Source organism: Glycomyces rhizosphaerae (genome assembly GCF_042647865.1).
In the GTDB taxonomy this organism is placed as follows: domain Bacteria; phylum Actinomycetota; class Actinomycetes; order Mycobacteriales; family Micromonosporaceae; genus Glycomyces; species Glycomyces rhizosphaerae.
In genome coordinates this window covers 49666-62127 of the sequence record NZ_JBHRWO010000008.1, presented here as the reverse complement: position 1 = coordinate 62127, position 12462 = coordinate 49666, and the positions used below count along the sequence as shown (strand labels likewise).

Below are 12462 nucleotides of genomic sequence, written 5' to 3'. Positions count from 1 at the left end.
CGGCGCCGGGAAAGAAGTGCCCTTATTCAAGGATCGCAGTGGGGTACGACAGTTACGAGGGCCGCGACCCTCCCGGGCCGGGTGGCGTTGCTCTCAACGCTGTTCGATGAGGACCTTCACGTCCCATGGGCCGAGGGGCAGCGGAGCGCCCGCGTCGTAGGCGGTTTCGTCGATCGCGTCGGTCACCGCCGCGGGCAGCGGGTACTCGACCTCGTTCCACGACCAGTTGTGCACGAACCGCACGGTGCGGCCCTCGCCGGTGACGCCGCCGGTCACCGTGAGGCTCGGGTGCTCGGGCCGCCACTCGCTCGCGGGGACGAGCCACTCGAACAGCGACTTCCCGAAGGCCGAGTTGGGGATCGTGCCCACATAGGTGACCCGGCCTTCGCCGTGCGCCTTCGTCGTCGCCGCCGGGAACCGGCCGTAGTGCGGGTGCACGTACTCGGCGAGGGTCTGCGCCCCCGCGGCGCCGGATGCGCCTTCGGCGTACAGCCCGTCAGCCCACTTCACCGCCGCCGCACCGGCATCCAGTGCGAGCGGCGAGCCCTCCGGGGCCCGGACGGCGACCTCGCTCGTGAGGTTCGCGAACTCCTCGTACCAGACTCCGGCCGCCTCGCTCAGCCGCGCGGGTTGCACGTCCCGGCGCGCCCGGGCCTCCTCGTCGGCGTATCCGGTGCGCGGACCCACGACGAGGTGCCCGCCCGCCGCCGCGTACGCGGTCAGCCAGTCGAGCAGGTCGTCGTCCTCCGCGTACAGCCCGGCGGCCACCAGGACCGGGTACGCCGCCACGGCCTCCTCCGGTGACCCCAACTGACCGGTGTGGACGATCCGTGCCTGGGCGCCGGCGTCGAACGCGCCCCGGTAGAACGGGCCGTGGATGACCTCGAACGAGCGGTGCTCAGGGCCGCCCTGGTCGTTCTGGATCTGCGGCTCGGCCGCGAGCGCCCACTCGCTGCGCTTGGAGTACAGCACCGCCACTTCTGCGCCGGGCACCAGACCGTCAAGGGCCGCACCGGTCTTGCGCAGTTCCTTGCCGATCTGCGTCAGCTCGCGGTAGGTCCGCCCGGGCTGCCCGCTGTGCGGGAGCACCCCGCCCCAGTACGTCTCCGTTCCGAAGTGGAGTGTCTGCCACTGCCAGTACTCGATCATGGACGCGCCGCGCGACACCAGCGCCCACGCGGCCTGGCGCCACTGCCCGTCGTACGCCGGCTCGTTCCACCACGGCATGCCGATGGCCTGCGCGTTGGTCTCCGTGACCAGGTACGGCGCCTGCTTCGAGGAGTACATGCGGTCGGCGGAGTGGTAGAGCGCCCAGGCGCCCTTGGTGTTCCAGTCGATGGCGTCGCCGCCGTCGGAGGCCGGCATCGCGAGCCCGTCCTGCATCGCGTAGTACGGGTTCCCGGCGGTCACGTCCAGGCTCCCGGTGAGTGACGGGTCGTCGATCCCGGGGCGCGAGTAGGAGATGCACGTGGTCACGAACTGGTCCTCGCGCGCGTACTCGCGGGCGAGTTCGGCCTGCCAGCCGATGAACTCGGTGGTCAGGTCGGCCTGGAACTTGCGCCACGCCAGCGTGTACTGCGGCTGGGCGTTCCCGTCGGGACGCCACAGGTCGGCCCAGGTGGTGAGGCGGTGGGACCAGTAGACCAGGCCCCATTCGCGGTTGAGGGTCTCCACGTCGCCGTACTGGTGCCGCAGCCGGTCGACGAACTGCTGGAAGACGCCCTCGTTGTGGTAGATCCGCAGGCCGGGCTCGTTGTCGACCTGAAAGCCGATCACGGCCGGGTGTTCGGCGTACCGAGCCATGATCTTGCGGATGACCCGCTCGGCGTGGAACTTGAACGCGGCGTGCGTGTAGTCGACCTCCTGGCGACCGCCCCAGTCGAGGCGCTCGCCGGTGCGGTGCTCCCCGGCGATCTCGGGGTAGAGGCGCACGAGCCACGGCGGGACGGCGTACGTCGGGGTGCCGAGGATGACGGCGATGCCGCGCTCGTGCGCGCCGTCGAGGACCGGCTGCAGCCAGTCGAGTTCGAACCGCCCGTTCTCGGGTTCCCAAGTGCTCCAGACGGATTCGCCGACGCGGATGACCGAGAACCCCGCCTCGGCCATGAGGTCGAGGTCGGACTTGAGCCGCGCCCGCGCGGCCTCGGTGTCGAATCCGTCGGCGGCGTCCGGCTGGTACTCGAAGTAGTACGCGGCCCCGAACAGGATCGGGTTCGGCCAGTGACTCATCTGCGACTCCTTCTGACTACGTAGTCAGCCGTACCGTACGCAACCCCGGGAGCGTATGTCAACCCTCATCCCGCCGCCCCGATTTCGCATCGGAGACAGACGAACGAGGGGCCGCCCGCGAAAGCGGACGGCCCCTCGTTCGTTCGATCAGTATTCGACGCCCAGCGCCCGACCCGACTCCTCGGCATCGATCGGCGTCTCGACCGTCTCGTCCTCGGCCAGCTCCGCCAGGCGGATCGGCGAGGCGATCGGCCGCTTCGCGAACCCGACCGGGTCCACGCCCGCCAGCTCCGCCACGTTCCGCCCGCACACCCGGCCCTGGCACAAGCCGAGCCCGGCGCCGCTCACGAGCTTGAGCGAGCGCACCGCGCCCACGTCCCGCTCATCGACGGCACGGAACAGCGTGTCCCTCGTGACCTCCTCGCACCGGCACACGATCGTGTCGTCGCGAAGCCAGTCCTGCCAGCCCGACTGCACCGGGTAGGCCGCGTTCAGCGCCGCCGCGAACCGCCGGCCCGAACGCACCCGCGCCATCGCCCGCAGCGGCGGCTCCACCGCCCCGCCGACGAACTTCGCGGCCGCCGCGCCCGCGACGGTCCCCTCGTTCGCCGCCAGATCGGCCCCGCCGATGCCCGTCAGCTCCCCGGCCGCGAACACCCCGGGAGTCGAAGTCCCTTGCACCGCATCGACGACGACGAACCCGTCCTCCACCCGGCACCGGGCCGCCAGAGCGAGCTCGAGCTGCGGCGTGAACCCGAACCCGACGGCCACCGCGTCCGCCTCCACGCGCCGCTCCGAACCCGGCACCGGATTCCACAGCGCGTCCAGCCTCGCCAGGGTCACCGACTCCACGCAATCGGTGCCGTGCGCCTCGACCACGGCCGTGCGCGACCGGTACGGCACCCGGTGCCGCACGAGCGTCCCCGCATACCGAGCGAGTTCACCCGTCTTCGACCAACCCGCAAGCGCCCCAGTCGCCTGCGCTTTGAAAGGACGTGCAAGCCACCCGGTCACCGCCGCGTTCGCCTCCGCGACCTCCACGACCCGCGCGCCCGCGCCGATCAGCGAGGCCGCCACCGGCAGCAGGAACGGCCCGGTCCCGCCCACGACCACCCGGTCGCCGACCGCCACACCCTGGCCCTTCGCGAGCGCCTGCGCCGCACCGGCGGTGAACACCCCCGGCAGATCCCAGCCCGGGAACGGCAGCGCGCGATCGTAAGCGCCCGTAGCGAGCACGAGCGCCCGCGCCTCCACCGCCCGACCCTTGCGGTTCGGGTCGTCGGCCGCACCGATCCGCAGGTGGACTCGATGCCCGCCGTCGACCGGCTCGATCGCCCACACGGCCGCGTTCGCGACGTGCTCCACGTTCTCGGGAAGCTCGAACTTGTCGCCGGACGCCATCGCGTCCTGCCGGTGGTACTGCCCGCCGAGTTTCGCGCCCGCGTCGATGAGCACCACCTCGACGCCGTGCAGCGCAGCGGCATTCGCCGCCGCCATCCCCGCCGGTCCCGCGCCGATCACCACGATGCGCCTCATGACGGCAGCTCCGCCCCGGCCTGGGTTCGGATGTCGTCGCCGTCGGCGACCATCCGCTGGCACGCCCGCACGTCCGGCACCCCGTTCACCTTCACCAGGCAGTCGAAGCAGACCCCGATGCCGCAGAACAGCCCCCGCGGCCGGTCACCGCCGCGCGTGGTCCGCCACGAGCGGACCCCTCGCGCGAGCAGCACACCCGCGACGGTCTGGCCTTCTTCGGCCTCGATCTCTTCGCCGTCGAACCGCACTCTCACGTCCGCACCTCCGCGATCACCGCGGGCCGGTCGACCCGGAAGCGGACCGGGTCCACTTCGGGCTCCCGCCCGCTCATCAGATCCGCCAGCAGCCGCCCCGTCGCCGGAGCCAGCCCGATCCCCGCGCCCTCGTGCCCGGACGCGTGCCACAGGCCGGGGAACCGCGGGTCCTCGCCGATCACCGGCAGGTGGTCGGGGGTGTACGGCCGGAAACCGCCGTACGTCCGCATCACCGGCACGCCCGCCAGGACCGGGAACAGCTTGACTGCACTGCGCGCCAACCGCCGCAGCACTTCGACCTGCAGGGACTCGTCGAAGCCGACGCGCTGGCGGCTCGACCCGATGAGCACCGTGCCCGTGGCGGTCGACTCGACCACCGCCGACACCTGCAGGTCCACATCCGAACTCGCCACGGCCGCAACGTAATCGGCGGCATAGACCTTGCGGCCCACGACATGGGGGAGCGGGGCGGTCACCAGGACCATGCCCCGGCGCGGCAGCACCTCGATCGGTGCGCCCGCCGCCGCGCTGAAATGCCCGGACCAGGGCCCGCACGCGTTGACGACCGCGCCGCACGGCACCGTCTCGTCGCCCACGCGGACGCCGGCGACCGCGCCGGTACGGTCGATGACCAGGCCGTGCGCCTCGGACCAGCCGCGCACTGCGCCGCCGCGGGCGCGTACCGCCGCCAGCAGTGCTGTCGCGGCGAGCACCGGCTGCAGCTGCGCGTCCCCGGGGTAGTGGACGGCCCCGGCCACGTGCTCGGTCAGGTGCGGCTCCATCGCGCGGGCCGCATCGGGGGCCACGTCGATCGCCTCGACGCCGACAGCGCGCTGCGCCTCAGCGAGGATCGCGAGCGGGCCCACGGCGTCCTGATCGGTGGCGACCACCAATCCGCCCTTGGGTTCCCATTCGACCCGAGCGACCTCGTCGCCGAGCTCGGCTCGAAGCGACTCCAGCAGCTCGGGCCACAGCCGCCGCGAGGCGACGGCCAAGTCCAGTTCCGGTCCGGGGGCCTTGTCGGACAGCAGCACATTGCCCTCGCCCCCGGCCGTGGTCCCCCCTGCGGGGGCGCCCCGGTCGAGCACGAGCACGCGCTTGCCGTCGGCGCTGAGCGCCTCGGCGCACGCGGCGCCGATGATTCCGGCCCCGATCACGACCACGTCAGCCGTCTCGATCCGACTCACCTGCCCCTCCGAACTCGCACGATCAGAGAGTATGCCCGACTCCGGCCCCGGTTACACGGTGGTCCAGAGGCCGTTTCGGCGCTCCCGCATCGTGGAAACGACGCGACCGCCCGCACGCCCGGCCCTTACCCTTTCGACCAGCGCCGACGAAGGACCGATGCCCGAGGAACCCCGGATCGAAGGCCCGGTGCTCGAACGCGACCTCGTGCGCCCCGAGCCCCTCGGCCACCACGCCCCGACCGGGGCGACGACGCCGAGCGCGGCATTCAGTGAGTATGCCGCTCGACCGGGAACGCGCCGCTGACCAGCAGCTTCCGCAACGTGTAAGAGCCCGGTCCCGAGCCGCGTTCGGCGAGCAGATCGAGTACGTCGCCACCGGGCGCCCCGCCGAGCAATGCCGTCAGCTCGGGGAGATGCTCGGGCTGAACGGTGTAGAAGTACTCGACCTCGTCCTTGCCGACGAACTCGTCGAGCCCGGGATCGATGTCGTGACCGTCCACATGGAGGGCGCCGTCCGCGTCGAGATAGGCCCACATGTAATGCGACTCAGGCGGGTTGTGCTCGGCTCGCAGCGACACCCGCCGCGCCTCGTGATCGTTCATCGCCCTATTCAAGTACGCCGGGCCGGGCGCGGTCGGGGCGGGCCCTACCGCCACACCGACCTGACCGCGAGCGCCTACCGGGCCGCATTCACCCGCACTCCGGCCCGAACGCCGCCGGTCACGGGTGCCGGACGAGCTGGATCGTGCCGCCGACTATCGTGCCTCCCGCCTTCTCCAGCAGCCCTTTCGAAGCCAGGTTCGCCGCATCGCACTCGGTGGCGACCTTGGTGTGGCCGCGCTCGCGCAGCACCCGGAACGCCGCACCCAGCAGCGCCCCCGCCACCCCGCGGCCCCGGTACGGCCGCGCCGCGGCGACCAGGCCGAGGCGCGGCCCGGACTCGTTCATCCAGATCCGCACCATCCCGGCGAAACGCTCCGCCGCGGGGTCCCAAGCCACCGGATAGACCGCCGGATCATAGGCGTCCCCGCTGTGCTCCTCGGCCCAGAATTCCGCACTCGAAACCCAGCCCCGCATGCCTGGCGAGTCGGCACACACCTCGTCGTTGAAACGCCGCACCGCGTCCATGCCGAACCGCTCCGGCGGTCCGACCTCGAACCCGGCCAGCGCCGCGTCGTTCCAGTCGGCCGCCGTCGTGACCGGCAGGGTCCAGTCGTGCTCGTACCGGTCGCCGACGAACCCGGCGGCCGCGAGCCGCCGCTGCAGGCCGGTCTCGTGAATGTCGGACACCGTGTACACCGGCCGCGTCGCGCCGATCGCGTCGCAGAGCGCCGCGATCGGCTCCGATTCGATCGGGTTGAACCAAGCGAACCGCTTGCCGTCCGGGCGGTCCCACATGTGCGCCGTCCCGACCAGGCGCTCGCCGCCCCGGGCCTCCCAACGGTCCTCGATCTGCCTGACCTCCATTGCAACCCTTCCTATCCGCGCCTCGGCGGGGTGCCGTAGACAGGACGGTACTCGGCGAATTCGGTGGTGAAGAGCGCCAGGCCTTCGGTGATGCCGGGCAGGCGGCGCTCGACCCCGTGGACGGCCTCGGTCGGCATGAATCCGGAGACGTAGCCGGTCGTCTCGGTCGAGAACTGGCCCTTGATGTTCGACCGCGCCTCGCCGAGCGTCTTCAGGACCGCGTTGCCGGTCCCGGACGGGAACTCCACATGGAAGCTGTTGACCGGCTCGCAGACCTCGGTGCCCGCCTCCTTGAGCATCACGTCCAGGAGGAACGCGGTGACCGCCCTGAAGTCGTTCGCCGTGCTCGCCTTGCCGATATAACCGGTCGCCGTCAAAAGCACCCGGCAGTCGGTGACCGCCCAGCCGTACAGGCCCCGTTTCAAGACCTTGTGGACGGTCTCTTCGACCGCGTTGCGCAGCGTGCGCGTCAACGAGCCGCGCTCCACTTCGAGCCCGTAGGAGAGGCCTGATCCAGGCTCGCCCGGTTCGATCCGGAGGCCCACGGTGGCGATGTGGGGCGTCTGCTGCCAAGGGCCCATCTCGTGCAAGGCGGAAGCGGTTCGGAGCGGGCGCTCGATGTGGATCGCGCGCGTCTCCTCGAACTCGACGGCGATGCCGAACTCCTCGTCCAGCAGCGAGGCCACGACCTCTTTCTGCACCTCGCCATAGAGCCGCACGGCCATCTCCTCGGACAGCTCGTCCAGGTGCGGGTCCACGAGCGGGTCCCGCTCGGCCAGGCTCAGCAGCGCCCGGTTGAGCGGAATCCGGTCGCCCGGCTCGGCCGGGCGCACCACGGTCTCCAGCGTCGGCGGCGTGAAAAAGCCGCCGCTCGCCAAAGCCGATTCCGAGCCGATCGCGTCGCCGATACGGACCTCGGTGAGGCCCTTGACCTTCGCGATGCTCCCGGGCTCCGCGACGGCCGTCACCGCCTCGGTGCCCGTGGCGAACACTTCGACGCCCGTCACCTTGCCTTCGAACGACTCGACGGTCCCGTCGACCCGGCGGAACGACCGCAGCTGCTCTCGCGGCGCGATCCGGCCGCTGTGCAGCCGGATGTACGCGACCTTCTGACCCGCCGCGCCGTGCTCGACCTTGAACACCGTCCCGACCGGCTCGCCCTCCGGATTCCGTTGCGGCACCGGCAGATACCGCCGGATGCCCTCGGTCAGGGCCGCCACGCCCGCACCCGTCACGGCCGAACCGAAATAGACCGGATGCGCCCCGCCCGACCTGACCTGCGCGGCCAGCTCCGCCTCGCAGTCGAGCGAATCGGGGTCGTCGAGGTACGCGGCCAGGAACTCGTCCGAGCCTGCGGTGAGCATTTCGATCGCTTGATCGGTGAACGTCGGGTCGCCGAATGCGAACGGCACCGCGGTCGCCTCACCGGTGCCGATCTCGCGGACCGTGCCCATCGGCAGCAGCCGCGGACTGAGCATCTCGGCGAGGTCCTCCAGCAGGTCCGCCTCGCGAGCCCCGCGGCGGTCGATCTTGTTGACGAACAGGAGCGTCGGCACGCCCAGCCGCTCCAATGTGCGGAACAGGACCCGCGTCTGCGCCTGCACGCCTTCGACGGCCGAGACCACGAGGACCGCGCCGTCGAGCACGCGCAGCGCCCGCTCCACCTCGGCGATGAAGTCGGTGTGTCCGGGAGTGTCGATGAGGTTGACGGTGAGGTCGTCCAACTGGAACGCGACCACCGCCGACTGGATGGTGATGCCGCGACGCCGCTCCAGATCCATGGAGTCGGTCTGCGTACTGCCGGCATCGACGCTGCCGACGCTGTCGATGATGCCCGCGCCGAACAGGAGGCGCTCGGTCAGGCTGGTCTTACCGGCGTCGACATGGGCGAGAATGCCCAGGTTGAGATACGAACTGGGAGACGACAATGCAAGTCCTCGAGAGTGAGATCGGCTGGAATCGGACGGAGCACTCCGAGGCTTGGCGCATTGCGATCTCCTTCTACGGCGAGGACTGACACGTCGGATCCGACGATGTGCCCGAGGGTAGGGCCGCTCCAGGGGCCGCGCAAGCGAATTAACGCGCAAGCAGCCGCTAGCATCCGGGGCATGGACCAGACCACCCTTCAAGACGCCCTGGCCGCGGAAGAGATCAAGGCCGCCAACGAACTCACCCGGCGCTGGCTCACCTCCCGCGCCGAGATCCCCGCGGTCGCCTCCGGGCTCGGCATCTGGCCCCTGCTCGCCGTGCTCGCCACCGGCGCCGTCGAGGCCACCCGCGAAGAACTGCTGGAAGCGGCCGGCATTGACATCGGCCAGGCCGCGTACGTCCCGGCCGCGCTGATCGACGCCGCCAGGTCGGCCCCCGCCCTCCGCTTCGCCTTGGCGGCCTGGGCCGGACCCAGGATCGCCCTCGACCCCGAATGGGTCGCCGGCATGCCGGTCGACGCCATCGGCTCCCTCACCGGCGACCCCGCCGTCGACAAGCCCGCCCTCGACGCCTGGGCCTCCCGAAACACCGACGGACTCATCGAGCAGATGCCGATCAACCTCGAGGAACCGATCGAACTGCTCATCGCCAGCGCCCTGTCGGTGCGCACGACGTGGCGCACGCCGTTCGAGGAGCGCTACGGTCCCTTCGCAAGCGGCCCTTGGGAGGGTCGGGGCAAGGTCCTCACGGCCGCCTATAAGGAGGAGGTCGTGCGCGTCGGCCCAGACGCGGCCGTGCTCACCGTGCAGGGCGATGACGACATCGACGTGCTGCTCGCACTCGGCCGCGAGGAGACGCCGGCCCAGGAGGTCATGTCGACCCTCATCGACGCCGCAGCCGACCCCCGCTGGGGCCGCCCGGCAAGCGACCTCACCGCGGGCGCGCCGTCGATAGGCGTCACCTTTCGCGAGTACCAGGGTCCCGACCCGCAGACCACCCCCGAGACGACGGCGACCGTGCCCGCGTTCGCGCTCGACAGCGACCTGAACCTCCTCGACGACGCTGCCGCGCTCGGCCTCGAACTGGCCTCCGACGACGAACTCGCCCAGTTCGACCGCCTAGCCGCCCAACGCCTCTACGTCAGCCAGGCAAGGCAGACCGCCACGGCGGTCTTCAGCGCCACCGGTTTCGAAGCCGCGGCCGTCACCGCGTTCGGCATGGCCTACACGGGCTTCCCCGCGCAGACGCACCCGCACCGGACCGCCGTGGTCACCTTCGACCGGTCCTTCGCCTACCTCGCCCGCCACCGCCCTTCAGGCCTCATCCTCATCGCCGGCTGGGTCACCGAGCCGGGGGACTAGCTTGCCGCCGAACGAGATCACGAACATCCGATGGGTCACGCCCTTCTACGACACCCGGGGCCGGTTCCGCCGCGGCCCCTGGCGGACCCGCGGGAGCATCCTCTGCGCCGTCTACTTCGAGGACGTCCTGCGCATCGGCGACGACCTCGCAGCACTCACCGTGCGCGGCACCGGCGACTTCGACCTCCTCATGGGACTCGGCCGAGAACGGACGCCGGGAGCGGAGGTCGAAGCGGCCCTGTCCGCAGCGGTCGCGCCCGATTGGGGCCGACCCGCGACCGAGGCCGTCGCGGACCTCGGCGTCGGCGTCCTCGAATACGATTCCACCGGCCCGCGCCCCGGCCCGGACACCGAAGTGCTCGCGCCGCGCCTCCGGCTCGCCGACGGCACCGTCTTCAACGAGTTCGGCTTCGGCGACACCGAGACCGCTCCACCCGACTCCACTTCGGCCGACCGTGCGCCCGCCGCACCCGAGGATCAGGGTGAAGGCCCGCGGCACCGGCACCGAGCCGTACGGATCACGTTCAACCGCCCCTTCGCCTATCACGTCCGGCAGCGCTCCTCAGGCGCCGTCGCCAAGACCGGCTGGGTCGCCGATCCGATGGAGGCGGCTTCGGGGCACTAGCATCCAGGGCATGGGAACCGAGACGACTATCCAGGACGCACTGACCGCGCGCGAGATCAAGGCCGCCAACGGACTCACGCGGCGGTGGTTCGCCTCCCGGCCATCGGTTCCGGCCGTCGCCTCCGGGCTCGGCATCTGGCCGCTGCTCGCCGCGCTGGCGACCGGAGCGGTCGACGGGACCCGCGATGAGCTCCTGGCCGCCGCCGGCATCGACGCCGACCAGGCCACCAGGCTTCCCGCCGCACTGCTCGAAGCGGCTCTGTCGACCCCGGCGATCCGGCTCGCGCTCGCAGTCTGGGCCGGGGCCCTGGTCACGCTCGACCCTGAATGGACTGCGGGCCTGCCCGTGAACGCGGTCGGGTCGCTCACCGGCGACCCCGCCACCGACAAGGCCGCCCTCGACGAATGGGCCTCCCGCAACACCGACGGGCTCATCGAACGGATGCCGCTGGATTTCAGTCAATCGATCGATATCGTCCTCGCAAGCGCACTGTCCGTGCGGACCACCTGGGTGACGCCGTTCCAGGACTCCGGCCGCGTCTTCAATCAAGGGCCTTGGGCCGGGCTCGGGCGCTGCCGCGCGCTCACCGCGACCCTCCACGACGATCTCCTGCGCGTCGCCGAAGACGCCTCGGTACTCACCCTCCCCGGCGACGGCGACATCGACGTGCTCCTGGGCCTCGGCCGCGAAGACCTTGCGCCCCAAGCGGTCATGGGCACCCTCATCGACGCCGCGACCGATCCCGCCTGGGGCCGTTCGTCGACCGAGCTCGCGGTGGGGGAGCGGGCCGTGGGTGTCGAGGTCACCGAGTACAAGTCCATGCGGCCGCAGACCGGCCCCGAGATCGACGTCCAGACCGTACGCTTCAAACTCGACAGCGATCTCGACCTCGGCGACGACGCCCCCGCGCTCGGGCTCGTGCTCGCCTCCGACCAGGACCGGGCCCGGTTCGACCGCCTTGCAGCCGAACCGGTCTTCGTGAGCCAGGCCAGGCAGACCGCCATGGCGGTCTTCAGCGCCACCGGTTTCGAGGCCGCCGCGGTCACCGCGATCGCCATGGCCCGCGCCGCGGGCGTCCCGAAACTCGACCACCGGCACGTCCGCGCCTCGGTGCGCTTCGACCGGCCCTTCGCCTACCTCGCCCGGCACCGCCCGTCAGGCCTCATCCTCATCGCCGGTTGGGTCGACCGGCCCGAGATCGCCTAGTCCTCGTCCAGCGGCGCGGCGTGCCAGGTCCAATCCGGGCTCCGCTTCGCGTGCCCGTCGAGCTCGCCGCGCCCCGTGGCCCACAGCAAGGTCGGCCACGGGGCGGTGCCCTCGGGCGCCTCGGGGAAGAGCCGCGCCAGCGCCGGGGCGACCAGGTCCGCCGGAGCAGTGAAGTCGACGCCGAGACCCTGCGTCAGGTCGAAGGCGTGCGCGAGGGTCTCGACCACGCCCATCGCCGCGAAGCCCTCGGGATCGGCGGTGCCCCAGATGTGCCATGACCGCGCCGTCGCGGGACGGGCGTCGACCACGGCCGCGACCAGGCCGCCCATCATCAGCAGAACCTCGATCCCGGCCTCGGGGCCCGCCTCGCGGTCGGTGATGATCGGCAGCGGTTGCTCCCCTGGACGCTGCCACGTGATCGTCGGACGTCCCTGGAGGTACGGCACCTGCGGCGCGAGCCGGAGCGCGTACGAGAACAGGCCGTTGTTCAAGTGGTCCAAGGCGTCCCAGCAGTCGCAGTCCATCGGCCCGGCCTGGTTGCCCCAGGCCTCGACGGGTGCGGGGCGCAACGCCTCCGCGGTAAGGGCAACGGCCCGTTCGACATCGGCACCGGTTACGGGGATTCTCGACATCTTCGGACCCTAACCGCCCGAGCCGCCTCGGGCAA

At 71.4% G+C, this 12462-nt stretch carries 11 protein-coding genes; 3 read left to right on the top strand and 8 right to left on the bottom strand.

The features are described 5' to 3' along the window. Positions 1-93 precede the first annotated feature (93 nt). The 7 genes from ACFO8M_RS08430 to ACFO8M_RS08400 form a co-directional block, all read right to left on the bottom strand. Positions 94-2229 carry a beta-galactosidase gene (locus ACFO8M_RS08430; protein ID WP_387973247.1) on the bottom strand — a complete coding sequence of 712 codons (2136 nt, stop codon included), beginning with the start codon at positions 2227-2229 and terminating at the stop codon, positions 94-96. Positions 2230-2376: 147 nt separating this feature from the next. After that, the gene (locus tag ACFO8M_RS08425) at positions 2377-3765 is read right to left on the bottom strand and encodes an FAD-dependent oxidoreductase (RefSeq protein ID WP_387973244.1); all 1389 of its coding nucleotides are present in this window, start codon (positions 3763-3765) and stop codon (positions 2377-2379) included. Beyond that, positions 3762-4019 (bottom strand): (2Fe-2S)-binding protein, encoded by a 258-nt coding sequence (locus tag ACFO8M_RS08420; protein WP_387973241.1) that lies wholly within the window; start codon positions 4017-4019, stop codon positions 3762-3764. The genes ACFO8M_RS08425 and ACFO8M_RS08420 overlap by 4 nt, the downstream gene beginning before the upstream one ends. Further along, on the bottom strand, positions 4016-5197 hold the full coding sequence (locus ACFO8M_RS08415; protein WP_387973697.1) for an NAD(P)/FAD-dependent oxidoreductase: 1182 nt from the start codon (positions 5195-5197) through the stop codon (positions 4016-4018). Before ACFO8M_RS08415 ends, ACFO8M_RS08420 begins: the two co-directional genes overlap by 4 nt. Positions 5198-5472: 275 nt before the next feature. Further along, complete coding sequence (locus ACFO8M_RS08410) at positions 5473-5808, bottom strand: hypothetical protein (RefSeq protein WP_387973238.1); 336 nt, start codon at positions 5806-5808, stop codon at positions 5473-5475. A gap of 118 nt (positions 5809-5926) precedes the next feature. After that, positions 5927-6673, bottom strand: a complete 747-nt coding sequence (locus ACFO8M_RS08405; RefSeq protein WP_387973235.1) for a GNAT family N-acetyltransferase — start codon at positions 6671-6673, stop codon at positions 5927-5929. 11 nt (positions 6674-6684) lie between these two features. Continuing rightward, positions 6685-8601: a GTP-binding protein gene (locus ACFO8M_RS08400; RefSeq protein ID WP_387973232.1), complete on the bottom strand. Its 1917-nt coding sequence runs from the start codon at positions 8599-8601 to the stop codon at positions 6685-6687. 180 nt (positions 8602-8781) lie between these two features. Here ACFO8M_RS08400 and ACFO8M_RS08395 point away from each other — a divergent pair, with 180 nt between their 5' ends. The 3 genes from ACFO8M_RS08395 to ACFO8M_RS08385 are packed head-to-tail and all read left to right on the top strand — an operon-like array spanning position 8782 to position 11795. Next, on the top strand, positions 8782-9963 hold the full coding sequence (locus ACFO8M_RS08395) for a serpin family protein (protein ID WP_387973229.1): 1182 nt from the start codon (positions 8782-8784) through the stop codon (positions 9961-9963). 1 nt (position 9964) lies between these two features. After that, entirely contained in the window at positions 9965-10588 is a 624-nt protein-coding gene (locus tag ACFO8M_RS08390; RefSeq protein ID WP_387973226.1) for a hypothetical protein, read from the top strand. A 10-nt stretch (positions 10589-10598) separates the two neighbouring features. Continuing rightward, on the top strand, positions 10599-11795 hold the full coding sequence (locus tag ACFO8M_RS08385; RefSeq protein WP_387973223.1) for a serpin family protein: 1197 nt from the start codon (positions 10599-10601) through the stop codon (positions 11793-11795). Here the strand turns inward: ACFO8M_RS08385 and ACFO8M_RS08380 are convergent. Then, the gene (locus ACFO8M_RS08380; protein WP_387973220.1) at positions 11792-12427 is read right to left on the bottom strand and encodes a hypothetical protein; all 636 of its coding nucleotides are present in this window, start codon (positions 12425-12427) and stop codon (positions 11792-11794) included. The two genes, ACFO8M_RS08385 and ACFO8M_RS08380, sit on opposite strands and share 4 nt — an antisense overlap. Positions 12428-12462: the final 35 nt, after the last annotated feature.

Coding starts and splice junctions, on each gene's coding strand:
- ACFO8M_RS08425 (WP_387973244.1), bottom strand. CDS start 3,765: ATGAGGCGCATCGTGGTGATCGGCGCGGGACCGGCGGGGATGGCGGCG.
- ACFO8M_RS08410 (WP_387973238.1), bottom strand. CDS start 5,808: ATGAACGATCACGAGGCGCGGCGGGTGTCGCTGCGAGCCGAGCACAAC.
- ACFO8M_RS08380 (WP_387973220.1), bottom strand. CDS start 12,427: ATGTCGAGAATCCCCGTAACCGGTGCCGATGTCGAACGGGCCGTTGCC.
- ACFO8M_RS08385 (WP_387973223.1), top strand. CDS start 10,599: ATGGGAACCGAGACGACTATCCAGGACGCACTGACCGCGCGCGAGATC.
- ACFO8M_RS08405 (WP_387973235.1), bottom strand. CDS start 6,673: ATGGAGGTCAGGCAGATCGAGGACCGTTGGGAGGCCCGGGGCGGCGAG.
- ACFO8M_RS08430 (WP_387973247.1), bottom strand. CDS start 2,229: ATGAGTCACTGGCCGAACCCGATCCTGTTCGGGGCCGCGTACTACTTC.
- ACFO8M_RS08395 (WP_387973229.1), top strand. CDS start 8,782: ATGGACCAGACCACCCTTCAAGACGCCCTGGCCGCGGAAGAGATCAAG.